Source organism: Aneurinibacillus tyrosinisolvens (assembly GCF_001015055.1).
GTDB classification, from domain to species: Bacteria; Bacillota; Bacilli; order Aneurinibacillales; family Aneurinibacillaceae; genus Aneurinibacillus_A; species Aneurinibacillus_A tyrosinisolvens.
The window spans coordinates 1-26,276 of sequence record NZ_BBWZ01000019.1 but is presented as its reverse complement, the minus strand read 5'-3'; the positions used below and the strand labels follow the sequence as shown (position 1 = coordinate 26,276).

The following is a 26,276-nucleotide window of genomic DNA, read 5'->3' as shown; positions in this document are numbered from 1 at the left end:
TTTGGCTTAGAGAAATTTGCTAAAAATAATTTTCTTCTGAATTTTTACCGATATAATAGCTTGGTAGGTAATTTATCATAGGAAGGTGAACGTGTTGGGGATAATCAAGAAAGTAAAAACTGGGTTAACAATTGCTGTCCTCGCTACTAGCTTTGTAGTACCAGTATATGCTGGCGGTTTGTCAGCTTCTAGTTTCAAAGATGTTAAAACGAATGAATGGTACTATAGTTCTGTTGATTGGGGCGTTAGAAACAATATAATAGCAGGTTATAATGACGGCACTCTTAAACCGAATGGAACGATAACGGAAGCTGAGTTTCTTTCCATGCTTGTCCGTTTCTTTCCGAATACAAAGGCGGATTTACAAAATCGAAACTCAAAAGTAAAACCCGCCCATTGGAGTGATCCGAGCTATGATGTAGCGAAAACATATAACGTAGCAGTAGGTGGTTACACTGACCTTAATCAAAGGAACAAACCTTTGAACCGTGGTGGGGTAGCTATTATCCTTGCTTCTACGCTGGGTAAAAACTATGAAACATCGGATGCAATCGCTATGCTATATGAGTTGGGTTTATCGGCTGGACGTAGCGGTAAAACAATTACCGGATACGAAGCGAACGGAACTATGACTCGTGCAGAAGCGGTCGCGTTCTTAAAGAATCTATCGGATAAAGGACTTGGAATACGTGCAGAAAATCGTCCGAATGTAATTGAACATAACCCTGCTACGGAGAAGTATGAAGCACCTACCCCAACGGCTCCTGTACCTACTCCACAGCCGACCCCTGCTCCAGTAGCCAAAACTGTTGCGGGTTTATCGCTGAACGAGTTGTACTTACCGATTCCTAAAGCAAAATGGAACGAGTCAATTAATGAGAATAAGCCACCTGGGGTTATAAAGTATGTTGAATTGAGAGGAATGTATTTTCCAATATCGTTAGAAGTTAATTCAAAGGAAGAGAATTTAAAGAATCCTGCTCCTTCGAATATTCCAGTTCAAGTGGACCCTGTATCAAAAATGCTTAATCAGACTTATGCTTCACTCAAAGGTTCACCTTTTCCAAGGGTTATAAAATCATCTAATTTAAAACCTGAACATTATAAGTATATGTACGATGAAGCTATAATCCATACAGATTTTGAAACGGCTAGAACTGGTATAACACCGCAAATTAGTATAGATTTAATTAAGAAGATATTACCTTCTTTATTAAATTCTGTTAAACGTTCTGATGGTAAGTACGAAACAACGATACCTTCGATTTCAGCAAACCAAATTGGACAATATACTGGAATCAATCCTATGCAACCGATTGATGTGAATATGTCCAAGCCTTATAAAGCTGTATTTGGAGGTACTTTGGGTATGGACGTATTTACGAAAACGTCCAAGGGGCTTTCGATAGGGGCGTCACTTGTCTACGATGCTACTACAGGTTCATTAGAACTAGATAACACGTCGGTAGGGTTTATTGTAAAGTAAAGGGGTGGCTTTCATGAGGTGGAAAAAGGCACTTCTATGTCTCTTCTATTGTGATAAGAAACAATGGAAGAAGTTAAATATGATATGAGGGCAGGGCTTATGCTCTGCTTTTTTACCGTTGGATAGCAAGGCAAATTCGCACAAAATGAAAGCTTAAAGCGTGAATATGTTTATTAAGCTAACGGAAATCGTTAGTGAAATAAAAGTAGCAAAACTTGAAAAGAGCCGATCCAATTTTTGAATTAGGTCGGCTCTTTTTATGTATTAAACAACGAGTGAACGAAGTTCGGTCAGTAATTTCTCGACTCCCTTCTCAAAATTACGCAGATTATAATATTTATCTTCCCACTCCTGTGTTTTCGGATTAAGTTGTATCGCTTCTATGGCAACGAAATTTATTTCAACAGCTGCATTTTTTATATTGGACAATAAAGATTCTAACTCTTGAATGATAGATTCAACACCTACAAAATTAACAAGCCCGAATCCGTCTAGATCAAAGACCGTTCTTTGTTCAATCTGTCTCCAATTTTTTTCAATTTTTTCATACACTTCCTTCCATTCTTTTAATTTATCGGTATTAAGTGAATACATTTATTACACACCTTACCTTTTTTACTTCTTTTTACCATATTTATAGTAGTATAAAACAGAATAAATAGAAGATTAAACAAAAAAGGAAAAATCATATCTCAATTAAATAATAAAACATAAAAGTTCAGATAACTATTTCTGAACAATCTTATCTAACTAGCGGTAGTGAAGTACGGCTGTTATGGAAGTCGTTTTTTATTTATTCAACTATCGGGCAGTTTAGTTGAATAAAGAACAGTAACCGTACTGTTAAAAATTGTTTAATTATTAAAAATATGCTAAATTATCCTTTGTAATACAGTCAAGATGGAGGGGTTTCAATGAAACATAAAGCTAAAGCAGCTTTTTCTATCGTATTTTCTTACATAATTGGATTCCTTTTTCTTATTCTCGTCTATCCCTATACTAAGGATGATGTGAGGTTGATTTTGTATGGCGGCACTATTATTTATCTCTTTTTATGTGTTCCTTTAACTTATTCATTAGTGGATTTCATAAAAAACAAAAGTAAAACATTCGATTATCCTCTTCTTCATGCACTTTTCTCCTGTTTGATTTTTTGTATTTGTTCGTTTTTAGTCATAGGATCTGTCCTTGGTGGTTTCATTTCAAGTACAACATTAACGGAATACATTAAAGGATCACTGCCAATTACATTGTTTTTTGGTGTTTCTGGCATTGTATTTGGTTTAGGATGGAGATACTGGGTAAAAGGTTAAAATAAATATAGTTTTAGGCAAGTATTCAAATGAGGTAGTTATTGTGCTAACGGGAATGGTTAGTGCAATAAAGCATAAAAAGCCACCCTAATATTAGGTGGCTTTTTATTATTTAATGCCAAAATCAACCCTAAAATCAACATCGAATGATAACAGGGCCTATTTTTCAAATGACTTTATTATACCTTGTGTAGATCCTTGATTAAATTCGTCATGAATTAAGGGTAAGTAACCATACCTGCCTTCTTTTTTGAGTTAACAATATCAAACTACAATTTGCCCTTATAGGTCAGAAACATTTTTACCGCGTAACCCAATACCGCTATATTTGCAGAAAAGAGAAAAGAAGCGGAGGTTTGATTGAAAATATCTCCCCAATCCATGTAACCGGCATTTGCGACATTAAAATGGACAAGCAGAGTAATAAGGCAGAACAAAGTGGCTGCATAGACATATGCACCGAACAGTGTTACCGAATCGACTAAAGGAACATACTCCTCTTTTTTTACAATTTTCCGTTCCGGCATATCCCAAAGTAAAGGTAACACTTTATTTAATTGTTCATCCGAATACATAGCTGGCATTTTGCGAATATGAAAATTAACTTCTTCCCGAATCGCTACTGGGACACTCCCTCTTTTTGTTATCTTTAAATCAATGTTTTTATTAGTAAACATAACGATGGAGTGAATGGCAGGTACATTTTTAATTCCTTTCTGAACTAAATAGTCCTGTAAGCGATTTGCACTCGTTGTTATATGAGCAATTGGATTGTTAAACGGCCTCTTCACTTCTTTGGTGCTCGTTTGGATAACCTGGCGCCATTGCTGGATTACTGAATCGCAACTTCCTTCAATTTGACCAACCGCATTGTTCAATTCGATAACAAATATCCCTGCCCTAGTGAGGACGATATGATCTATTTTCGTTTTCTGTCCGTTTTTTAAAGGTATCACTGCATCGTTAATCAAAAAACAGTCATCCGGCAAATCCCGCAGGATCGACGCGCTTTCGGACTCCTTTATTGCTACACTTTGAAGTTGTTCCCTTTTTCTTTTTTGTACCCATAACTTATTCTGAAACAACATTCCAAAAAGAAATAGGAGGGCAGCTATCCCTTCAAATGAGCGCATAACCAAAAAGTAGATAACCGCCACTCCATAGAATATAAATGGGATAAACTCACGCCATTTGCGTGACATTTCAACTTTAGCTGATTCTAAAATTAATGGGTTATCTGCTTCTCTTACAGTTGCCAATGATGATTCCACCTCTCTTTAAAAAAGAAGCCTGCGAGGGATTGCTTCCCGCAGGCCCTACTATGTTTCTTATTTTTGAACAGGTATCTTATCTAACAAACGGCTCACAAAAGCGATCGCTTCTGCTTTGGTCACTGAACCTTGAGCATTAAGATTTCGTTTTGTATCACCGTAAATCAGTTTTGTGTGCAGGGCATAGTTAAAATCAGATCGCGCCATGACACCGATTTTACTTCCATCCTTGTAATTTTGAACCAGGTTGGTCGACGGCGTAACAATATTCGCTTTTGTTCTGAGCGCACGCACAAGCATTCTTACCGCTTCTTCACGTGTGATAGGTTTTTTCAAGGACTCTGTACCCTTGATAAAGCCCTTATCAAGCCCCACTCGAATTTCAGATGCATATTTCCCTTTTAGAACACCCGGATTTACCGATGCCATATTGGTTTCATAAGCGCGGGCAAGTAAAGCAACAAATTCTTCCTGTGTTACCTTTTCATTCGGCTTAAAGGTTTGGGCATTATCCCAAATAAAGATATTCCGTTCCATTAGGTTTTGCATTTCCGTTTTAACCCAATGCTTTTGCAAAGTAGCTAAGATTTGCTTTTCGGCTGCTTCCTGAGCTTGAGACTTTACAACGCCGTTCGTCACCTTAATTACCACGTTTGGATTAACTGGCGGGTTTATGGTCGCTGTACCTGTTGGAGAAGTTGTAGATGCGTTAGGTGTTGTTGTGCTGTTTTGGCCGTCCAGATACTTTTGGATGGTTGCTAAGCGATTGAGTAATGTTCTTTTAGAATCACTTTCTGGCAAAGCATCTACAAGCTTTTTAGCAGCATCATAGTTCGCCTGTATACGATTCAATTCCGCTTTAGATACAGAAACCGATGCAGAAGAAATAACACCAGCATCTTTATCTACTTTTTCTTTCTCTGCAAGATAATCCTCTACCACACTCAGACGATTCAGCAGGGTGGATTTTTCAGCACTTGAAGGTAAAGCATCCACGAAGTATTTCGCTAAGTCATATGTTTCTTTTGTGCGACTTGATTCAGCTCTTCCTACTTTATCGATTGCACTATTAATTGCTTCATTATATTTGCTCGTCTCTGATTGTTCATCTAAATAAGCCTTGACTACCGCTAATCGATGAAGAAATATAACTTTTGCAGAATTAGATGGAAGAGCATCCACGGCAGACTTAGCGGTATCATAGTTAGCTAACGAACGAGTGGATTCCGCTAATTTCACTTTATCCTCTGCATTTTTAAGCGCATCTTCAATGTTTTGTGGCCCTGTTTGTCCTGGGGTCTGTGGCACGGTTTGTCCTGGGCTGATTTTATCTAAATAAGCCTTCACCACAGACAGGCGTTTAATAAGAATATCCTTATCCGATCCCGTTACAAGTTTGTCTACGAAGCTCTTCGCTTTATCGTAATTGGCCTGTGTACGAACATATTCGGCAGTCTTTACCGCTTCTTCCGCTAACATATATTCCGATTTCGTTTCTGTATCTGACACAAAATTTATAGCATCTAAACGATCTAAGAGTGCTGTTTTTGTCGTTCCGGATGACAATTGGTTAACCAGATTAAGTGCAGTGTTATATGCAGCTGTCGTCCTTACGCTTTCAGCATAAGAAACAGCTTGTGTTGCTTGTGTTATGGACTCCGGGCTGTCTGTTGCGCTATCACCTATATTGGAATCAACGAGCTGTAATTGGAGAAATGATAAGCGGTCTAACAGTAATTGTTTGTCCGGTGACCCCGGTAATGCTTTTACCAATGTATCAGCTGTCGTAAAATCTTCTTTTAAATGAGTACTTTCTGCTTTACTAACTGCTGATTGGGCAGTTGATAAGGTAGCATTTAAGCGGCTTTGAAGAGCCTCCAAGCGATTTAATAAATTGGTTTTAATGTCACCATTAGGTAAGGATTGAACAAGGTATTTCGCATAACTTACGATTTCCTGATTGCCTACCTTTTCCGCTTGTTCTACCGCTGCTGCTGCACTCGCCAGGGCTGTATTCTCGCTTTTGTGTTCGATTTTATATTGCACAGCCTCAAGGCGAACACCTAATGCATCCTTATCCGGTCCGTCTTTCAACTCGCTCACATACGCTTGTGCAACTTTAAATACATCTGTACACAAGCATTGTTCAACAAGAGAAACATAAAATTTGGCGTCATCCAATAGAACTCCGTTAATCAATAGTCTTTCTACTGAACGAAGGCGGTTTTGAAAGGTTACTTTCTGAGGACTTTCCAACATTTCGTTAACGTCCTGTCTAGCATGAATTAAATCATCCATATTTCTCGTTTGTTCAGCCTTCGCTACTATCGCTGTGATATGAGATAGCTCGGTATGTTCACCCGAAACAACGATTGTGCCTGTCTCTGCTGCAAATGCCGGAATAGCAGCCGTAAAGTTTGAGAGTAAAACCGATGTGGCTAATACGGCCATTGCCGGTATTTTAAATTTCATTTTTGTTTGAGAAGATTTTTCCTTTTTCATACTACCTACATCCCCTTATAAAGTTGAAGTTAGTTTCTCCTAGCGAAATTATAAAGGGAAAATGATGCTTAAATAACCAGATTCATGGTAATTTATTACATTTGAAATCGAACCATATCCTTGCCGAAAGTATATTTTTAAACCATAAGTTTGCCGAAAGTGCAATTTTATTATCACTAAATGAATTTATACCCTTGAAAATTTTTCAGTTCCTAATAATGGTGCTACAATAAATATGGAAAGGAGGTACAACTTTAGAATAAATAGGAATAAATGGTTTTATTTTGAAAGAAAGTAGAGGGAGAAAAAATGTTGAAACTAAAAAAAGGATTTATCAATCTAGTCATGTTACTGGTGTTAATTACAGGAGTTAATGCGATAGGCAATCAAGCTTTTGCTTGCAGCGATCATACATTTTATATTGAACCTGGGAAGTCATTCGTTTTCAAGAATATATATGAGGGAACAACCGATTTACCTTCTGTATATGTTGGTGGGGGTAGCAAATTCGACTCTGTGATTTATAAGCCTACTGGTGCAAATTCTTATCTGAATTACGAGGTAGACAAAGATTTAACACATAAAATTAACCCTTCTAAAGGTGACGAACTTGTAGTAACCAATACAGGAGAAAATGGAATTTCGGTTTTAGTTGATCCTGGTATTATTGGGGAACCTAGTGAACAACCAGCTTTTGCAAAGACGACCATTCTTCCCCAAGAGACAAAAGAGTTCATCAATGTACATCCTTTTACCATAAGCATTCAGTCATTCTTACCGCAAACCGGACAGTATTACTACGTTTTAAAAAATACAGAAGCTAACACTGTTTCTAACGAAAAGACAGTGATTGCTAATACATTACATAATATTGCTGCGGGACAAAAGTCAATCATCACAAATACTGGACAAAATAACGTACAAATTTTAGTCCCATACCGCCTTTACCAACAGTAATAATTTATAGAAGGGAGTCAGCCGTAGGTAGGCTCCTTTCTTTTATTATCACATCCTCAAAATTAAGTTGTAATGCCTCCTTACTTATCTCTTTACATTAAAAGAAGCCTGATATCATGTATCAGGCTTCAAAACTGTTCTCAAATATAGAAATATATTAGTTACGTGCCGTAGCTTCCGCAATTGCTTTGAGGATTGTGGCACTATTCTTTTTTACCTCAGCTAATTTTTCCCGTCTGATTTCAGTGACGCTTTTTCTGGAAGTCGCAAATAACAAGGAATCCTTTGGCGGTTGACCCGTTACCTTTACAACAGTACCATTTTTTGACGCATAAACAGGATTACGCTTGTTCATCTTGCAGCCCTCCTAAAATAAGTTTCATAAAATCAAAAATCAATACATTAGCGTGTGTGTTAATTATACCATTGGTAATATCCTCATGGAAATCATTATATTTCTCTTGATTCCAGTCAGAAACCGCCGGGAAGTGATAAGATATCACATACTCATTTACACGGAATGTCAGGTAGAACATTCTTTTTGTATCGCGGAAATACAACTGTTCATTGTCGCTGTCTTGCTGATAAGTCAACGAAACAAACGAACTTTCATCGCCAAGTTCATAAAAGCTATCCGGTGTGGTATCCCCCTCGGAAGAAACAAGCTCCAAAAGGTTTCCGCTCCGTTTAAAAACAGCGATAGCCGAACAATTCTTTATCTCTCCTAGCGGTACACTGGTGAATCCTCCAAATTCCTCATGTATCTCTCCACCGATAATCCGATTTCGTAAACTCGCTAGAAACCGTGACCAATCAGGTATGCTTTTGATTTCTATTTTACCCAGGAGATTAAATGCTAAATCCGAAAATTCGCCATAGGACGAGGCTAATTCCGCACTTTTCTTTAGTTGTTCGCTATGAGGTATTAATATGGCACCACGACGCATAATATCACTAGCGTATTGTTTCCAATCCACTATAACACCTAAGTATAGGCTTTCCGCATACAACCCTTTTTCTTCTATGATGTCATAAAGAAACACCCAAACATACGGGTCTACTTCACTGGGAGACGGAATGCCGGAATTATTGTTACCAGCTTGTCCCTTAAGCATTTCAAAAATCGATCGTTGATGCGGTTTTCTACCGTGTTCTCGGGTATAATTCCCGATAAATTCGAGAATAATCCATTTAACGTCCTGAAAATAACGCTTTTTAACAGAATCCTCAATAAAAACTAGAATCAGCTTTTGTTTTGCATGGGCTTCGATAAACTCTAAATGAGTAACCGTTTTTCCCGCATTTTCGAGATATGTCCCACCTTTATTATGCACAAAAAGCAAGAACATATGACAGTCATTGACCTTGCGGATACAATGGGTGACTCCATCTGCATCAGAAGTCCAGGGACCGAATGTTTCTTCATACATTTCCGGTTGATGCCCCAATTCTGAAAAAGTCCTAAACACGTCACTACGGATTCTTGTTAATGTATCTTGAGCAACAGAGCTAATAAAAATTTTGGTTGGATCAGCCATGTTTTTCCCCCAATTCTATTTTCAACTCTACTTAGCCGTTCTCCCGTTGTTTAAATTATAACAATTTCAGGAAATAAAGCAGTACAATTGTAACTCTTTATATACCGACAGGACATAAACGATTTCCAGCATTAAACTTCTCGACTGCCTTCTTTACAACCTTTGCAATCGCTCGTCCGAGGCGCACAGGCACACAGTTTGCGAGCTGCTGTTGCATCGAGGCCAACTTGCCTTTAAAAATGTAATCGTCCGGTATATCGTTTAATCTCGCACATTCACGCACAGATAAGATGCGATTATGCTCAGGGTGAGAAATACACGCTTTGCGCATGTTTACTATCGTGGGCGCAGTTTCCTCCCACTTTAGCCGACGGTACATGATGGAGTGCTGTCCACTTGGGCGAATCGATTCAGGGATATCCTTGATATTCCCGCCAGGTGGAACGTAGCTCATTCTCTCCAATGTTTCCGGCTTTGCCTTGGTTATATCCTTTTGATTTGGAATTCTATCATGTAGCCCTTCGAAAGCTTCTTTTACCGTCGTATATTGCTCGAAAGGCGTTTCCGGTTCAGGTAATGGAATCTCCCCAATCCGACTTCCGATAACGAACGCTCTCTTACGGACTTGTGGCGTTCCATAATCGGCAGCTGTAAGCACACCTGCTGTAATTTTATAATCAGGGAATGCTTCCTTTATTTCTTCAAAAAAGTGTCCATTCCAAGAGGTTAGTAGCTGCGGCGCGTTTTCAAGCACCCAGACATAAACTCCGCTTGACTGTACAGCACGAATATACTCCCGAATAAGTAAATTATTTGGATTATCAAGGTCATTGGTTACCCTGTTGCTATTCGTAAAGCCAAAACAGGGTGCGCCTCCGATAGCAATTGGTAGATTAGGGAATTTTTCAATTTCCCTTATATCCCCTTCCCAAACATGATTTCCGATATTATACCGATAGGTTTTACAGGCATCAGCATCCTTCTCTACAGCATTCATAATTGTAAAACCGGTGTCGATAAATGCCTTATCTAAAATTCCTGCGCCACAAAAGAGAGACAAAACATGAAGTGGAATAGGAAGATGATGAAGTACATTTTGGACCGATTGAGAAGCACTACCGGCATAGGAATGAGTATAAGTTTCGGTAAAAGCGACTTGCCCAAAGGACAATGGATCGCCGACCGCTCTCTCTAACTCCGAACGCGGTATGTAAATCTCCGCTTTTTTACGGACTTGAATGAGCTGAGTTATATCATAAAATTTACCAGTAGATTTCCTTGCTACTTCAAGCGAACTCGAGTCCTCGGTACTACCATCGCTCTCCTCGAATCCAATGACTTTAATTACATCATCATGAATCTCGATTTGAAGATAACCACAGCCCACAAATGGCGAAAGCGCCTTTTTGTCGCGAAGATCTATTAAAGGCTTAATCCCATCTTTAATGGAAACGGTATTTTTGGTTTTTTCCTCTGATGGTAGGATAAGAAGCTCTCTCTCTTTGACATTAACGACATATTTTACATGCTTTCCTTGTTGAAAGGCAGTCTCTAATAGTAATTTGTCTGCTATATAAATGCCACGTTTAGAATTTTTAGCGGGTCTTTTCTTTAAAAGCATAATTAATCTCTCCTTTTTAATTAAAAAAGTAAAAAAGAGAAGGCAATTATCACCTTCTCTCTTACGCTTCATATGAATGATTCTTAGAAAAGAGCAAGCTGTTCACTTGTTTCCTTTCTTTTACACTCGGCAATTCGTGCCAAAACCCGTTCTATGGCCGCTGCATCCTCTTCCGTTCTTCTGTCTACTCCGCAATTAAACGGGTCGAAAATCGGATTATACATCGCACCAGTAAAAAGCGGGCTAACGGTATAGTGACTGAATAACGCCTGACGGAATCGATTTGTAACCGCAATGCCTTCACTAATCTCCCGTTTCATCACTTCCTGATAAATACTCGTTACGATATTATCTGAAAGCTTGATTTCAAGCCTTTTAAGATGCAATAATAGCATTGTACGAATATCAATCGTTAAGTCACCAAAGCCATTGGTTATCGTAAATTTAGGCTTTCGCTGGTACCCCGTGAAGCCTCCATACCGGAGATCCTGGGTAGCCTTTAAAATGCCTCGATACTCATAATGTGGAAGCAATTCAGGGTAATCTAATGTTAAATTGCGTAAAGATACATCGTCATCGACCAGAGTACAAGTGAAACATCCGAATCTAGCCGAACGACCTGAACATTTCGCATCATTATCCGAAGTGATAGCAGCTCCTATGGGACATTCTCCAAAAGAGCTAGCTGATCCGTACAGACTGATTAAGCGATAATTGGAATACAGTTCATCCCAGGGCGCCTGTTCACGAACGAGGAATGTGACCACATTTTCTGCGGTCCAATCCCTTATTGGACTGGCCGTTGTGATATTGGAAACCGTATGAGGACTGTAAAAGTCATCACCGTATATTTTCTCCATGCTGCGGGCACGATTCTCACTTTCAGAACTACGTGTACCGAGCAATTGACAAGTAGGTTCCCCTTCGCCGAATAACTCTACCAACTTCTTTTGAGCTGGTATGATCTTCATTCTCTCAACACACCAGCGGTTCTTACTGGAAGGAGGAGCATAACCTTTCCCGAGAACACAAGAAAAATAATCTTGCCCAATCTCCGGTTCTACCAAAATAAAAGGAATCTTTCTCCCTATCTTTCGGCAATAAGCTTCTACCGCTTCTTTCATTTTCATTAAATGATTAATAATAAGCGGGTTATCGACCAATACATCAGCACTGATAATGGTAATATCATGCTTGCTTTCTGGATGCTTAAGTAAATAGCGGAAAACTAACAGCAAAATTACGGTACTGTCTTTTCCTCCCGAATAAGCAATAGCGATTTTCCGATGATCATTAAATACCCTTTCAATAGCTTCATCTGCCCTCTTCAATACATCCGGAGGTATTTGCTCTGGGATCCCTGCAAAGTCAATGATTTCTCCCTGTTCTGCCTTCTTCTTCTTCGGCTTATCTGGGAGTTCCATATCAAAAAGAGTGTCTTGCACAAACTCTAAATCCAATGCAGGAAAATTCATGTATTCATTAACTCCATAGGGGGCAAATGGCATGTTGCAGAAAAATTCAACAAGCAGCTGTGCACCTTCTGTCTTGGCCCAAAGTTGAAGCTTATGTTTCGGACTGTCGTAATGCCAATTATGGACATTTCCGTATGTATCAAGGATAAAGGCGTCGGTAAAGGCTTGCTCAGGTACATAATGGGTAAAACCTTTGTTTTGAAGCAATGTAATCACTTCAAAAGGGGTTTCTTCATCTCCGATAATTTCACCGATACAAATACCGCTGTCCTTGCCCACTAATGCTTCTAAAGGGGTTTCATCAATAAAATGATGAATTGCCACATGCCAGTTTTCTTTTTCAAACACTGCTGTCCAATCCCGTAAAACACCTAACAGCTCCCACCCTTTTTCTTCAAGTGAAGTCCATAAGGTACGAGTGCTGTTTTTATGTTTCTTAAGATCGGCTTTAGGAACAATTTTGGTTGGCATTTCCTTGAAAACGTATGATTCAACTTCCTGCGCCTCTATATGTAAGCTCATGATTAACACACTCCTTTTCAAATGAAAAAAGCACCCATGATTAAAAATCACAGGTGCTACACTCTTTCGTTATTTACTTATGCTTGTTTTGCCTCAACCGCATCCTTAAATCGTTGCACTTGCTCGTCCGTTAAGAACGTAGCCCTGGCACCGACAAACTGAGCATTAAAGGTGGTTGCACTCGTAAAAATCCACTGCTGCTGGTACAAATTATTGATATAACCTGTTGTCAGCTGAGCCGCGTATTGATTGGTCATCACTCTTTGCGGGTTGTTTAAAACAAGCTCGCCACATGACTCGCCCGGAAAAGCGGTCCGTATATCATTTAGGATATCTGGAAATACTTCCGTGATAGGCGGGAGAATCACTTCACCGGCCCATTTTAATCCTAGAACGATTTGCCCGCTAAAACCCGATAATTCTTGCTCTATTCTCTGCTCGCGAGTAAGAGACTGCTTCTCAAAATGAACAATCCCGTCGATTCCGGCATCTAAATAAAGTAGATTCTCCACTCTTTCGTCATGAAAAAACCGGTGAAATAGCTGACGCGATTTATTATTATCCACCATGCCCACTAACACAGGGATAACCTGATAGTAGTCCTGGTCAACATCGCCTACATGGAAAAGCTTATGCAACATGGCTTCTTCCTTGATGAACTCGGTCACATTTTTAATGTTGAGCCCATAGTGTTCACCATACCGTTCCGCTAAAGCCTCCACCTTGTAGTCAGCAATGTCATCAGAAGAAAAAATTTGGTTATTCAAATTCTTCGCTTCCACCCGATCGGCGTCCACAAGGCTAATGTCTACAACGTTTTCCTTGTATCCCTCGGCATTCATGAATGTCCGGCTGATCTGACAAAGGTTACGCACAAAATGGCTTCCATTTCCTCCGGTTCCCACGACCACAATTTTATAGAAAACACGTTTCTGCTTTCCTCTTAGTCGAATAAAGTTTTGCATACACTTACCTCCTCCGCAAAATACACTCGCTTATTGCTGCAATATGCGTATTCTAAAGCCCCTATAGGTTGATTGGTTTCTTCGTCGATAAGCGTGTCGCACACATAAGGGTCATAATATCCCTTCCGTGTCATTTCAGGTGGACGTTTACTGTTTCCCTCCATGAAATATCCGACAAGGAATGCATGAACACTGCGTACCCGCTCTTTTCTCGTTTTGGTTTGTGCGGCCTTCCTTACTACAAATGAACAATTCTTGAGGCTGACGGATGAAGCATACGCGCAGACAAGTCCTGTTCTGTAGTCTTGGATTGAGAAAAAGCCCTGGCGATTTAGATTTACGTATACTCGAACTTTCTGACCTTCTACAAGTGTCCTATCTTTGATTAACTCCATGATTTTCACCCTTTGTCATGTTTTATAATTGAAAAAAGAGAAGGAGTCCTAAATGGAACAACCTTCTCTTCACCCTACACTCTTATAAAATTGTAATTCGTTCCTTCCACTCCTGCGGAAAGTCCATCTCTTTCTCTTCCAACATGAAATCTTCAAAAATATATTCCAGAGGAAGTTCGATAAATTGACCATTAGTACCCACCCGAAGAAGCATCTCAGGAGTGACCTGATCGAGCCTCCCCACAACCGAATAAAGCATATACGCCTTTTCATCTGCATCATCAATGCTAGAAAAGAAAGCGTGCATACTGTTATGGGAGTGGATTTGGAGCACCTGGACATAACGTTCATTATGCATGTACTCATTGTCAAACTCCGCAAAAATGCGTGTTTTATTCACGGATTGATATGGACATTCGAGGAGATACTGATTCTCTCTCAAGTCGTAATATATCGTTACCATGACCTCATTACTTTCTAACTCTTGGCAGTAATCACGAAAGAAAGCCAACGTAGTCTCAAGCAAAATCCCAGGGATTTTCGGTAAATTAAACTGAAAACCCGGTTGAATAGGATCCAACTCTTGAACCACTTCTTTCCTTATTACAATCCTGCCTAAAGGATTTTCACGCACCTCGTAGAATCCATCCTGACCCGCAATCACCGAAAATGGCTTTTTATGCGAATCGGAAAGGAATTCCTTTATCGACCAGTAGAATTTGCGTAGAGACATGTTAACAGCCTCCTTTGCTTGCACCAGAAACATCAGGAAACAAGCGCTTTTTAGCTGTATCATAATCCCATTTCACACGTTCCTTTGTCATCTCAAAGAATTCACGCTCCATTGCAGCACGAATTTCTTCTAAAGATGTTTTCCCACTAGCGGGCATTGGGTTTACCACGTCACTCACACGGAAAAACTGAGCCGCGTAATGGATGGTCCAATCCCCCTCTACAGAAATATTCTGGTCTTTTTTCGCCTTTACGTGATTATTACTCGCCTTCACACCCGTCTGTGAAGAAGTGGTGGTTTGCTTACCTGATGATTTGGAAGAAGGATTTGCAGAAGTCGCCGGAATTTCAGGAGGCTTAGAACCAGAAGGAGTGGCCGTTACCGTTGCATTTTTTCCATCGTTCTTTTTCTTTTTCGGTGGAGCTGAAAAAGCAGCACCAAAATCAAAAAGAGCCATTTGCCCGGATGATTCGGACTGTATTTCTTCTTTTTCTGGTTCCTCTTTACCCTCGTTCACCGCTTCCGCTTCATCAACTGCCTGCGTATCCTCTTCCTTTTTCTCTTCTGGTTGAGTTTCTTCCTGTGAAGGAGCCAGTTGCTCTACTACAGGTTCGGTTTCAACATCAAAAGGAGCCTGGGATGATAAGCCGTCAACATAATCAGCTATTAAGTGGGAAAGCTTGCTGCCCAAATCTGCAAACACTTTAGAATAAGGTTCTTCCGTAGTAGTGGATGCAGTTAAAAGAGCATTAACAATGTCGTTTCCAACCCCAATAACTAGGCCAGCGTGATCTCCTGGCACACTCGCGACATACCACTTGATTGCCTGTAAGAGTTCATTAGCCAAAGCGTCTACCGTTTCAGAACCATCAAGCAACCGGGGGGCTGACTCTTCAAACTTATTGGCAATCCATTCAAATCTTTCCGAAATACTTTCATCAAGTTTTGAAGCGACAGCAAAGAGTTGTCCAAGTAGCTCAGTTTTCGCTTTTTCCAATGATCCTGTGCCTTCACTAACAACTGTAGCCGCTGTATTAATGGATGATGTGTCCTTATCTGGTGTGTTACTTTCTCCAAAAAATAATCCTACGATGTTTTCGTTTTGGTTGTTCGTTGTCATTTTAAATTTCTCCTCTCAAATTGAAAAAATGATGATTTTTGTGCCGGTCTTTTAGACTTAGGCTGATTTCTCTTCTTTGGATGATTGAATTCCAGTAGCCTTTTCAATAAGGGCTCTGCTCACTTTCATAACCTTTGGTTTTTTCTTTGGTTTCGGGGTGTACTGCTCCAATAAATCCTTCAATGTGGCTCTTGTTGGAGTCAGCATCGAGTTATCAAATTCCTCATATTGGAGGCGTGTATACCATTCGCGCAAATTGACTTTCCCTCTATAAAGATGGTCGTTGGCCGGACTGTTCAGAAACATAAATGGAAGCGACCCAACTTGGGCTAAATCCTTAATTTTCATGTCACTGTACTTCCAACAAACATGTCCATCGTTATACACGTTTGAAAATGGAAAAAGGTAGATTCTGCTATCCGGCTTCACCAGTGTTGTATCCATAGCAAAGCAGCGAATATAAGTAACGCGATTCAACGAAAAATGAATCTCAAATAACAGCGTAGGATAATGCACACCTTCAAACTTGGTGTTGTGGTATTGCACATCGAATCGCTGGGAATCAATCTTTAAGAGAACGACTTGCGTTCCATCCACCAACTCTTGATAGTGGATGCAGTTTGGCGGCAACATGGGTGTGGAACGAATATTTTCCTTTGCCAATGCCTTACTTAATGCCTGGCGTACCCACAACGGTCTTGCCTTCTCTGCTAGTGCAAGAAACGTTTCTTCAATAACTTGCAACTCCTCTTCCTTCTTCACCTTATTTGCCAATGCTCTTAAGATAGGAACAGCTTTATTCCCGTCCAAATCATTTACATCGAGTTTGGTTAATAAAGTGGCAAGCAGTTTATAGTAAGGAGAACAATCCTTCCATTGACTAATCCGCTGGCAAAGAAGCTCAAATAACTCACTCACGCTTGCTGCATCATAGCTCATTACGTCAATCTGTTGAGCTATGACTCTAAACAGCTTAGTGAGTGCAACATAGTCCTTTGTGGTCGATACTTTGTCTGCATAGACTTCCAGTAATTTATCGCCATCATGGTCAGCCAAATATCTGCCGAGCTGTGCGAATAAATCTTCATCGTTGCACTCCGAAAGGTAATGAAAAACTTCCGGACCCTCAAAGGTATCAAGCAAGCCAAAAACTAATTCTGAGGTTTTTATCCTCTTTCTACCAACGTTAATACCGTTTTCGATGTGGGAAACCTCTACTAACTCATGATCCTGATCCGTAATTCGGATAAGTGTCTCGTAACTCATGTAAAATTCCTCCTCGCATTATGCTAATTCTTTTTCCAAACACTCCATAAAATTGAAAAACTCCTCTATCGCTAAGTGGTAGAATTTGTAGCTGCCAAACGCCCATATCTTAAGACCATAAGGGGTAAGCTCAACCTCAAATTCCCCATCGGTAAATGAAGCCCCGATGTCCACTCCGTTTAAAGGAGATAAAATAGCTAACTCTTTTTTTGCAATGGTTTTTTTCTCTAACTTCTTTTTACGCTCATGCCATTTCTGCACTTGCGGTATCGGTATAGAGTAAATTACTTTATCTTCATAATAGGACATGCTCTCCTCTTCTTTATCATCCTCTTCATTATGAGGATGAACGCAAACTGGCGAGCCTATTATGATAGATAATGCCTTAATGAAAACTTCATCACGGTCATAACCACAGGATTCTATCCATGCTTCCGCACTCGATTCTTTTAAATAACCGTGGTCAAACAAAAGTTTCCCCGTCATAAAAATATCGAGTTCAAGAAGCCCGGTTTCCCAAGTGTCATTTGACATAAACAGCAGTCTTGCCATTCAACATCAATCCTCCTAAAAAAATGCTCTCCGCTTTTTAACGGATTTTAGTTCATGTACAACTTGTGCAAGACGAGCTTTACGATTGACTTCCACTACATGGGAATCCCATTCAAAATCATCTTCATCACCGCCCCATTCATCAGGGATATAAGTGAGAAGTGAGTTGAACGCATCCTCCAAATCTTCATAATTGAAGGAGTCAAACGTAATGCCTTTGAATGGTTCCCGGTAGAAGCACACCCTGTTCGTAATCATCATGGCATTTTCTACAACGGAAACCTTCTCTTCTGGCTCTGCTCGCATAGAAATAGCGTCAAACAAAGCCTTTGGATTTAAACTCATTCCCTTCCCTCCTAAAAATAAAAAAAGACGACTAACAATATGAATTGTCATTCGTCTCTCCATCAAAGTTATTTGGTTGTGAACGCAAAAAAAAACGCTCCCAAAAAGTACCAATAGACCTCAAAAAAGGCATGTCTGCATAGGCAGATTGGTCACTCTTTGGGAGCGCATTTACAAAACAGTTCTTTCCTCGCGCTTGCGGAGAAAGTAAAAAATACAATGAAAAATAAATATAAACCCAGTGTATCATGCTAGCATATGTCTGTCTATTCGTTTTGTTATATATTAGCAAAAGTGTTACAAGAAATATGTTATTGAAAGGGTACTTAATAAGTTTCAAAAAAGGGGATTCCATTTAATGACACAACCATGTTATACTCAATTCAGTTAATTTCATAATTACATAAACTAAATGTTGCGAAGCACGCACGATTCCTAAAGCATAGGGATTCGTGCGTTTTTTTATTGCCAAAAAGGAGGAATTTGAAGTGAATTTATCACTAAATCATGAAGTACTTGCCGATTTTTGTTTATTTTATGCCCAGGTAGAAGTAGCTGCCGGGAGAGAAGAATTGATCAGTAAGACATTATCAATGAAAGAAGTGCAGTTAGAATTAGAAAAGCTAAAATCCCAACTTAAAGATGATAGTATGAGCCTCTTTATGAAGAGAGATTATACAGATTATCTTTGTCTTGATTTTGGACCGGTGTTTAATATCCCTTATGAATGGTACGGTGAAAAGTCCGGCCCTCCTTTTGTATTCGAGATTCCGAAGAAAATGTGGGAACTTGTGTCTGATTATGTATCGGAATTAACAGAGGAAGAAACGATTGAACCGAAAGGGGAAAGTTATTATAAAGATTTTAAGGATAGATTCTACAGCGGGTGCTATGAAATCCTTACATCATTATGGCGTGAATACAAATTAACAGAAACCGGAGCCATGCTTTACATGTATTACTCAGCTAAGGAAATGTATGAAGCAGTCGCAGAGACACTTATTACTCATACCCTGTCTCCATTCCGACTTCATGTATACAATAAGGAAATTAAAAGACGAGTTCAAGTTGCAATGCCATTATTCGAAAAGATTACAACTCAAATTAAATTTGGACGTTTGGACAGTTTCCTTCCTTTTGATGAACAACTATTCTTTACGGTCATTTATGCCTGGGCAAAGATTAATGAGGAAGTGGAAGAGCCACATTATATCCCCGAGGATTGTGATTTTGCTGAACGAATCATTTGGCAGCTAGAAGCAAATTCAGCGAAAAAGGAAGAAGAACCACTCTTTCCCCTTTCTCATAGTGTTAAATCCGTTATTATCATTGAAGATTTAGTTGGGGAAAAAGAGGAAGAATCAGGAAACCCATTAAATTAATTTTAACTAAAGAGGGAGCTTACTCCACCCTAGAATAGTGTCTCGTTAATAGAGTCGGAATGATAATCAAATTGAGCATTCCGACTCTATTATTCCTTTACCTAAAAAAAGTCATAACGAATGATTTCAAACAAAGTATTTACCCAAATTAAAAACTTTGAAACAAATAGACTAGTAAAAAGTCTAATTATAAGGAAAAATTTTTCTTTGTTACATTGATTTACCAAAATAAATGTTTTTAAGAGGAGGAAAGAGTACAAGCCTTACTACTTTAATAGGAATTGTACTAAATATATGTTAAAAAAAATTACACTTACAGCGGTTACTATTGGCCTTGTATTTACAGGAGGAACGATTTCGGCGTCTACGACGAACAGTGTTTATGCCCAAAACAGTAATACAATTTTTATCCCTTTTTCTTCAACACTATTAAACTCTAAAACAACCGGAAAGCAGCCAATCATGGGTAAGGCATTAGCTACTGAACAACAAATGCTTGCTTTTGCCCGTAAAGTGAATCCGAACTTCCCTACTCAATTGCCTAAATTGTACTTAGAAATTGGGGAGAAATATGGAATTCGCGGAGATATCGCTTTTTGCCAGATGCTTAAAGAAACCGGCTATCATCGATTTGGTGGAGTCGTAACAGCGAATCAGCATAACTATGCAGGGATAGGAGCAGTAGGGAATAGTAGAACAACGAAAGGAAACTACTTTACAACACCAGAACAAGGTGTCCGTGCTCATATCCAGCATTTATATGCCTACGCAAGCAAAGGGAAACTGCCAGCCTATGAACCAGTGGCAGACCCGCGATTTAAATATGTGGCAAGAGGCATCGCACCGAATTGGCAAAACTTAAATGGTAGATGGGCCGTACCAGGAAAAGGTTACGGAGAGGATATACTAAAAATTTACGCTCAAATGCTTCGTACACCAGCTGTATAAAATGATAAAAGCCGATAAACTCACCAGGAGATTATCGGCTTTTAATTATGCTTTAAAAATACTTGCTGTTTTAGCCAGTTCTTGTGTTAAATTGTTAATCGTTTCAACCATTCCTGCTAATTGTTGAACAGTAGCCGATTGTTCTTCGGAAGTAGCTGACACTTCTTCGACGGAGGCAGAAACCTCTTCTGTGGCTGCCGAAACATTTTGAACGTATGAGATGACTTCATCTTTTCCACGTTGCATGTTATCCAATTCAACTGCAACTGTAGAAATACGATTAGCAATGTCTGTCACCTTATTCATGATTTCATCAAAAGACTCTTTGGTTTGGGCTACAAACTCACTTTGTTCGCTTGAGATGACTTTCATGGAATGAATACTTTCAATATTTGCTTTTGAATAGTTTTGTGTTTCCTGAATGATGCTGTCAATTTCCTTCACGGAATGGGCGGATTGTTCCGCTAATTTACGGATTTCATCTGCAACCACGGAAAAACCTCTTCCATACTCTCCTGCTCGTGCCGCCTCAATACTGGCATTCAACGCTAATAAATTGGTCTGGCTTGCTATGTCACTAATGACTTTGGTAATATTCCCGATATTTTGGGAAGAGATATCCAGGGATTCCGTCACCTGGGCAACCTTTTCTATTTCTTGATAACTTTGCTCGTTAATTTTCAACAGATTTTCAATGACCTGCTTATCACGACTGAAATGTTCAATAATGGCATTTGTATGTTCTTTGACCAATTCCGTTTGATTATTAATTCCATCAATTTGCAAACCGAGTTGTGTCATTTGTTGTGTTACACCTTCGGCATCCTGAGCTTGAGATTCAACCGCTCTCGCTATCTCTGATGTGGTAATTGCCGTTTCATTAACCGATTGGGCCGTTAATTTAGCGGAAGCGTCCAGCTCATTCGTACTTTGATTCAATATGCCAATAGATTGATTCATGTGAGAAATGACCATTCTCATTTTTTCGGACATGGTATTAAAGCTATCTGCCAACACTTTAAATTCGTCTTTATATTGCTCATTCATCGCAACATCCAGGTTCCCTTCGGACATTTCTTTCATATTCCCAACTAAGCGAGTAAGCGGAGTGGTAATCATCCGTGAGATGTACCAACCAATCAAAGCCGAAATCACAATGCCAAGGACCATCACCAATAACATTTTAAACAGGATTGCTTTCGCCGGAGCTTGGATATCACTATATCCATCCTCTACAGCGACCACCCAAGTAGAATCTGGAATATTTGCCACACTAACCAGGGAAGTTTCCCCTATACCATTTGGGTCATCAAATTGTTTGACATTTATTTGGTCGTTATTTTCAACACTATTGACTCCATTCATCAACTCAGTTCGTTCGGACTTCGTATTGATTTGTTCTTTTTCTGGATGGGCAAGAATCGTACCATCCCGATCCACTAGATAAGCTTTACCTGTAGTTCCGACTTTAATATTGTGAATATAGTTGGTAAAGAATTCGGCATTGATCGAATTGGCAAGGACACCAATCACCTCTCCCGAATCCGCTTTTATCGGAACACCTATGACAATGACTGGTTTTCCCGAGTTTTTAGAAATCACCATTTTGCCAACAGTGGCTTTCCCTTCCATCGCCCCTTTATAGTAGTCCCGGTCAGTATATGTGGTGGATTGATTCTCGAATTGAGGGTGGCTATCTGCAACATCGTAACCATTTTTATTGATGACAAACATATGGGCATGGTCTTTTGTCTGGTCAAAACTCTCTTTCAAAAAATTATCTACGGCTGATTCCAACCCCTTCATTCCCTGCTGATTCCCATAATTACTAAAGTCCACAAAATCTTTAACTCTTTTGTTGTTTGCCATGATGGAGCCCGTTAATATTTCTCCATTTTGGAGACTATCGATAATGCTTGCTGTTCGTTCAGCACTCGTATGTAATTCATGTTTACTACTTTCGATTAGAGCATTGGAGCTGCTTTCGTAGCTGATTAACCCTGAAACCAAAAGGGACGCCGTTACTAGTCCTCCAATGTACATCGGTAATTTCATTTTAATCGACATGTCTCTCTACTCCTTATTCAACCTATTCTCTTCCAAATAACAAAAAAAACAAAAAAGGCAGAAACTCCCCCGGGCATAACTGAATAAGACTTATTAAGTCTAGTTACATCCGGCGGTACTTCCGCCTATTGTTGGTCCGTATTTGGTTATTGTTTCAATAGATTAGCATAGAATCAAACATAATGCAATATACCTATTTTTTAACTTTTACTATCCTCTAATAGTAACAGATCGTCTGACTGACATAAAAAAGAGCCTCATACAGACTCTTACCTTAAATTGGCATATATAAGAAAACCACCAATGGGGATAATCCAAATTAACGGAAGCAAGCTCCAGAAGATACTGATTCTATATTTGGCCTTTCGATAAAAAACCCAACTAAAAAGGATAGAAAAAATAACGGCGAGTGGATAGGCTAGAATTCCAAAGTAGAGTGTAAGCATCTTCATATCTATTCCCATATCAAACATCATCACAGACATACCAGAGAAGAAGGCCCAAACTAACAGAAACAACACGTAAAAAACATGACTTAGTATTAGCCACCAAAAGACTTTGCGATTTTTACTTAAGAATATCTTATCCATAATTCCCCTCTCTTTATTTTCCACCTATTATAACCATAAACCAAGCTATATCACTATTACTTCCTTCATCCCTTTCACCCTCCCCGGGCGTTCATTAATAGTTTATTGGGATACTGACCATTTTTTCTAATAGGTGTTTTTTTAATTGTATTTAAATATAAATAGTTCTGTTATTTTATTCCTTTTTTTCAAAAACTTTATTATAATCATTCTATATTTCCAAATGTAATAACTTTGTTACTTGGCTATTATTTTTTATATTTCGATTGGAGGAATTTGATGAAGATTGTAAAAGTAATAGCACTATCCTTGATTATGTTATTCGGCTTGGTGGGATGCTCGGAAAAAGGGGATTCACAGCAAACAGGAAGCCAATCTACGGAACTACCATTTATTTGGAAAGGTCAAAGTGACGACTGGAAAGCTACGCTCAGAACGGAAGCAGATTCGCTTACAGAAAGAAAGCAAGAAAAATTAACGGTTGAATATATAGGAAAGAATCCAGAAAAAGTTGGTGATATTTCATATGCTCTGAAGAATGGAAAAGAAGCAATAAGAAGTGGAACAGAAACACTAAATCAAAGAAATGAGTTTACCCGTGATTCTAGTTGTAGCGGATGTCAAACTCTGTCTTTACCTAAAGAGGATTGGAGAGTAGAAATTACGGCCAATAAAAAAACTGAAACAATAACCTTGATTCAAACAAAGTAACTTACACATTGTGTAAAAATTCCAATATATTTAATATATTGGAATTTTTTGTTGATTAATACATAAAAAATGGTAGAATTAAACTTATTAAGGTAATTAATTACATTTATACTAAATGGAGGTTACTCATGAAAAAGTTACTTGCTTTAAGTTTAGCTGCCACTATGTTTTTGGTACCCCAAGTGTCATTTGCAGAACAAACTTCTGATGTACAGTTGGATGGCGAAGCTTTAGTGCAAAAAGGAAGTAAGGTCATCTTTAAGGCGGATGAGATAAAGGATGCAAAAGAAATTCTTAAAAAAGCGAAGAAATTAAGTAAAGAAGAGATTAAAGCGGAAGGTATGATAGCAAAATCAAGTAACAAAGATGAAAAAGTAAAGCTAAACGTACATAGATGGGAACAAAAATTGGAAGCTATCCAAAATCCAGACGGATCAATTGTTGAAAAATATGCCGTCAATACAATTGCTGATATTGGGACACAATCAGTTTCAGCAGCAGCAGCCGAGCCAACTGGTACATATTCAAATGACCCCTCTTCGGACATTGATTCTACATCTTCGGTAAAAACAAACATGACTTACTATTACTATATATATAAAGATGGGATTAATAACACTACTGTTTGGATTAAAGGACATGCCTTCTATGCCAGCTTTACAAAACTAGATTCCCAAGTTTCAGGTATTACGCAATTAACATTATCTATGTATGAACAAGGTAATCTTTATGGAGGCGGTAGATTAGGAACCGATGTTATTATCAATAACCCAATAGCAAGCCCAGTGTTTGGTACTAATTACTATATCAACGTTAACAATTATGCACCGTTCCACTATGTTAATACGACTGATGGTATTAGCGGGAATGCTGGATACTTTAAAGCAACCTTCAAGAGAGGGACAAGTGGAACCTTGTCATTCACAGCCGGTATTTCTAAAGGTGCCGCCGCTATTCCGTGGTAATATTACAAACGACAAAAATATAAAAATTAATTGTCAAAAAAAGAGCAGGGTTCGCCATTAGGCTTCCCTGCTCTTTTGCTGAAAGATTCCCTGTTGGATAGTCGTTGGAACTGTTCCAGGTCCTATAACCATAGAAGGCAACGGATTTGTGCCGGTATAGGAGACCCCTTCAAGGAATTTAGTGAATTGCTTTATTACCTTATAACTTGGTGGTGCTTCTGCTACGTCCTTATCTGTTATCTCCGTTAATTCCCGTACCGCTTTCGGTATCTTCATCTTGGGATTTACCAAAGTTTCAAAGCGGTCAATGACTTTTCCATCCTTCACCTTCAAAGCGGCTATTCCTATGATACGGGCATATCGGGCTATCTTATCGGTCGATTCAATATCTGCAACGACATACAGCGGCGGCAGGTTATGACCCGTGTAAGCCGAAAATGCAGTGAAACTTCTGGCCGGTAAAATCCATTTCAAAAAAATTACCCTTAATGACATTTGCGTGAAGTGAGGGTAACATTTTTTAGTTACCATGTAGGCGTTATGCATGAGTTCGACAGCGATTATCCAAATAACAAGAATTGTCCATTTTCCTCCATGAGTTGAGGTTCTGGTTCTTGAGGGATGGGTAGCGGAATGACATTGTTCTTTTCCTCTACGACAGCTGGTACGCTTACTTGATTTTGATGCCTGAATTCCCTATAGGCTTCTAAAATAGCGGGCAAGTCACTCTCGCATGCTGCCAAACGACGTGTCCACCCCACTTTTTCGCATTGTGCCATAAAAATCGAATAATCTCCTCTTTGCTCTGGTGTCATATCGTCATGCTGGATCATCATAACAGATGTACTTACGCTCGTTCCAACATGAGCGAAGGTTTCCGGAGGTAAAGATACGGTTCCAAGATAGCGGTATCTCTCCATTACATATTGTCTGAATGGTTTTTCTCTTGATGTGTTCAAGATCGAATCCGGTACCACCATTGCCAATATCCCACCTGGCTCAAGCAACCTTAAGCATTTATCTATAAAAGCAACCTCGGATTTGAAATTTTTGCCGTATTCATACTCATAGTCCACTTTCAGACCATAGGGCGGGTTCCCGATGATGTACCGAAACTTCTGGCCGGTAAAATCCATTTCAAGAAAATCACCCTGTATGACATTTGCATGAGGGTAACATTTCTTTGTTACCGTATAGGCGTCATGCATGAGCTCGACAGCTGTAACTTCACAGGTATCCGGCAATGGATTTAAGAAAGCACCAGCACCGGCGCTTGGTTCAAGCACTTTTCCCTCCTTAATATCCAGCATATCGATGACAAAACGAGCAACCGGTTGTGGCGTGAAGAACTGTCCATTTGCCCAGGCGCTCGATGTTAAGCCGCCAACCCCTGTATAAGACTCCTTTAAGTATTGGATTTCCTCAGCTGTAAGTTCTGTTTCTTTTTTTATTAACTCTAATGCGCGTGCATTATCTTCATACCTTTTTCGTTCTTTGCGCCCCATTATAATTCCTCCTATAAATAGCAAAAAGAGAAGGGAAATTCTTAAAT

General features: G+C 39.2%; 24 protein-coding genes. 7 read left to right on the top strand and 17 right to left on the bottom strand.

The genetic code is table 11. From position 1 onward, the window contains the following. The first annotated feature begins 94 nt into the window (after window positions 1–94). Window positions 95–1,486: an S-layer homology domain-containing protein gene (locus tag MBEAL2_RS16440; protein WP_152667814.1), complete on the top strand. Its 1,392-nt coding sequence runs from the start codon at window positions 95–97 to the stop codon at window positions 1,484–1,486. 264 nt (window positions 1,487–1,750) lie between these two features. On the opposite strand, the gene MBEAL2_RS16435 is transcribed toward MBEAL2_RS16440, so the two are convergent. Further along, complete coding sequence (locus tag MBEAL2_RS16435; protein WP_047153363.1) at window positions 1,751–2,080, bottom strand: hypothetical protein; 330 nt, start codon at window positions 2,078–2,080, stop codon at window positions 1,751–1,753. A gap of 320 nt (window positions 2,081–2,400) precedes the next feature. Between MBEAL2_RS16435 and MBEAL2_RS16430 the strand changes: the two genes are divergently transcribed. After that, window positions 2,401–2,799, top strand: coding sequence for a hypothetical protein (locus MBEAL2_RS16430; RefSeq protein ID WP_047153362.1), 399 nt, complete (start codon window positions 2,401–2,403; stop codon window positions 2,797–2,799). A gap of 269 nt (window positions 2,800–3,068) precedes the next feature. On the opposite strand, the gene MBEAL2_RS16425 is transcribed toward MBEAL2_RS16430, so the two are convergent. Both MBEAL2_RS16425 and MBEAL2_RS16420 read right to left on the bottom strand, forming a co-directional pair. Continuing rightward, a complete protein-coding gene (locus MBEAL2_RS16425; protein WP_047153361.1) occupies window positions 3,069–4,058 on the bottom strand; it encodes a nuclease-related domain-containing protein in 990 nt (329 codons plus the stop codon). A gap of 69 nt (window positions 4,059–4,127) precedes the next feature. After that, on the bottom strand, window positions 4,128–6,572 hold the full coding sequence (locus tag MBEAL2_RS16420) for an S-layer homology domain-containing protein (RefSeq protein ID WP_047153360.1): 2,445 nt from the start codon (window positions 6,570–6,572) through the stop codon (window positions 4,128–4,130). Window positions 6,573–6,881: 309 nt separating this feature from the next. Between MBEAL2_RS16420 and MBEAL2_RS16415 the strand changes: the two genes are divergently transcribed. Further along, a complete protein-coding gene (locus MBEAL2_RS16415) occupies window positions 6,882–7,529 on the top strand; it encodes a hypothetical protein (RefSeq protein ID WP_047153359.1) in 648 nt (215 codons plus the stop codon). A 157-nt stretch (window positions 7,530–7,686) separates the two neighbouring features. Here MBEAL2_RS16415 and MBEAL2_RS16410 read toward each other — a convergent pair whose 3' ends face one another. The 11 genes from MBEAL2_RS16410 to MBEAL2_RS16360 form a co-directional block, all read right to left on the bottom strand. After that, complete coding sequence (locus MBEAL2_RS16410; protein WP_047153358.1) at window positions 7,687–7,884, bottom strand: hypothetical protein; 198 nt, start codon at window positions 7,882–7,884, stop codon at window positions 7,687–7,689. Next, a complete protein-coding gene (locus MBEAL2_RS16405; RefSeq protein ID WP_047153357.1) occupies window positions 7,871–9,067 on the bottom strand; it encodes a DUF4062 domain-containing protein in 1,197 nt (398 codons plus the stop codon). The genes MBEAL2_RS16410 and MBEAL2_RS16405 overlap by 14 nt, the downstream gene beginning before the upstream one ends. 97 nt (window positions 9,068–9,164) lie before the next feature. Beyond that, a complete protein-coding gene (locus MBEAL2_RS16400; RefSeq protein ID WP_047153356.1) occupies window positions 9,165–10,688 on the bottom strand; it encodes a DNA cytosine methyltransferase in 1,524 nt (507 codons plus the stop codon). An 83-nt stretch (window positions 10,689–10,771) separates the two neighbouring features. Then, complete coding sequence (locus MBEAL2_RS16395) at window positions 10,772–12,685, bottom strand: phosphoadenosine phosphosulfate reductase domain-containing protein (RefSeq protein WP_047153355.1); 1,914 nt, start codon at window positions 12,683–12,685, stop codon at window positions 10,772–10,774. A 77-nt stretch (window positions 12,686–12,762) separates the two neighbouring features. Beyond that, the gene (locus tag MBEAL2_RS16390; protein ID WP_047153354.1) at window positions 12,763–13,650 is read right to left on the bottom strand and encodes a ThiF family adenylyltransferase; all 888 of its coding nucleotides are present in this window, start codon (window positions 13,648–13,650) and stop codon (window positions 12,763–12,765) included. Then, on the bottom strand, window positions 13,629–14,045 hold the full coding sequence (locus MBEAL2_RS16385; RefSeq protein ID WP_052947764.1) for a L5-gp82 domain-containing phage-derived protein: 417 nt from the start codon (window positions 14,043–14,045) through the stop codon (window positions 13,629–13,631). Before MBEAL2_RS16385 ends, MBEAL2_RS16390 begins: the two co-directional genes overlap by 22 nt. Before the next feature lie 82 nt (window positions 14,046–14,127). Next, window positions 14,128–14,778 (bottom strand): hypothetical protein, encoded by a 651-nt coding sequence (locus MBEAL2_RS16380; RefSeq protein ID WP_047153353.1) that lies wholly within the window; start codon window positions 14,776–14,778, stop codon window positions 14,128–14,130. A 1-nt stretch (window position 14,779) separates the two neighbouring features. Beyond that, window positions 14,780–15,898, bottom strand: coding sequence for a hypothetical protein (locus tag MBEAL2_RS16375; RefSeq protein WP_047153352.1), 1,119 nt, complete (start codon window positions 15,896–15,898; stop codon window positions 14,780–14,782). Window positions 15,899–15,955: 57 nt separating this feature from the next. Then, a complete protein-coding gene (locus MBEAL2_RS16370; RefSeq protein WP_047153351.1) occupies window positions 15,956–17,164 on the bottom strand; it encodes a hypothetical protein in 1,209 nt (402 codons plus the stop codon). Between the two features lie 18 nt (window positions 17,165–17,182). Beyond that, the gene (locus tag MBEAL2_RS16365) at window positions 17,183–17,716 is read right to left on the bottom strand and encodes a hypothetical protein (protein ID WP_047153350.1); all 534 of its coding nucleotides are present in this window, start codon (window positions 17,714–17,716) and stop codon (window positions 17,183–17,185) included. Between the two features lie 15 nt (window positions 17,717–17,731). After that, a complete protein-coding gene (locus tag MBEAL2_RS16360; protein ID WP_047153349.1) occupies window positions 17,732–18,061 on the bottom strand; it encodes a hypothetical protein in 330 nt (109 codons plus the stop codon). A 488-nt stretch (window positions 18,062–18,549) separates the two neighbouring features. Between MBEAL2_RS16360 and MBEAL2_RS16355 the strand changes: the two genes are divergently transcribed. Together MBEAL2_RS16355 and MBEAL2_RS16350 are read left to right on the top strand one after the other, a co-directional pair. Further along, complete coding sequence (locus tag MBEAL2_RS16355) at window positions 18,550–19,443, top strand: hypothetical protein (protein ID WP_047153348.1); 894 nt, start codon at window positions 18,550–18,552, stop codon at window positions 19,441–19,443. Window positions 19,444–19,737: 294 nt separating this feature from the next. Beyond that, complete coding sequence (locus tag MBEAL2_RS16350; protein WP_052947763.1) at window positions 19,738–20,391, top strand: glucosaminidase domain-containing protein; 654 nt, start codon at window positions 19,738–19,740, stop codon at window positions 20,389–20,391. A 45-nt stretch (window positions 20,392–20,436) separates the two neighbouring features. Here MBEAL2_RS16350 and MBEAL2_RS16345 read toward each other — a convergent pair whose 3' ends face one another. Then, the gene (locus MBEAL2_RS16345) at window positions 20,437–22,458 is read right to left on the bottom strand and encodes a methyl-accepting chemotaxis protein (protein ID WP_047153347.1); all 2,022 of its coding nucleotides are present in this window, start codon (window positions 22,456–22,458) and stop codon (window positions 20,437–20,439) included. Between the two features lie 869 nt (window positions 22,459–23,327). Between MBEAL2_RS16345 and MBEAL2_RS16335 the strand changes: the two genes are divergently transcribed. Next, window positions 23,328–23,759, top strand: coding sequence for a hypothetical protein (locus MBEAL2_RS16335; protein WP_047153345.1), 432 nt, complete (start codon window positions 23,328–23,330; stop codon window positions 23,757–23,759). Between the two features lie 128 nt (window positions 23,760–23,887). After that, the gene (locus MBEAL2_RS16330) at window positions 23,888–24,724 is read left to right on the top strand and encodes a V-type ATP synthase subunit E family protein (RefSeq protein ID WP_047153344.1); all 837 of its coding nucleotides are present in this window, start codon (window positions 23,888–23,890) and stop codon (window positions 24,722–24,724) included. A 57-nt stretch (window positions 24,725–24,781) separates the two neighbouring features. On the opposite strand, the gene MBEAL2_RS16325 is transcribed toward MBEAL2_RS16330, so the two are convergent. After that, entirely contained in the window at window positions 24,782–25,198 is a 417-nt protein-coding gene (locus tag MBEAL2_RS16325) for a 3'-5' exonuclease (protein WP_047153343.1), read from the bottom strand. An 86-nt stretch (window positions 25,199–25,284) separates the two neighbouring features. Continuing rightward, window positions 25,285–26,229, bottom strand: a complete 945-nt coding sequence (locus MBEAL2_RS16320; protein ID WP_047153342.1) for an HsdM family class I SAM-dependent methyltransferase — start codon at window positions 26,227–26,229, stop codon at window positions 25,285–25,287. Window positions 26,230–26,276 lie beyond the last annotated feature (47 nt).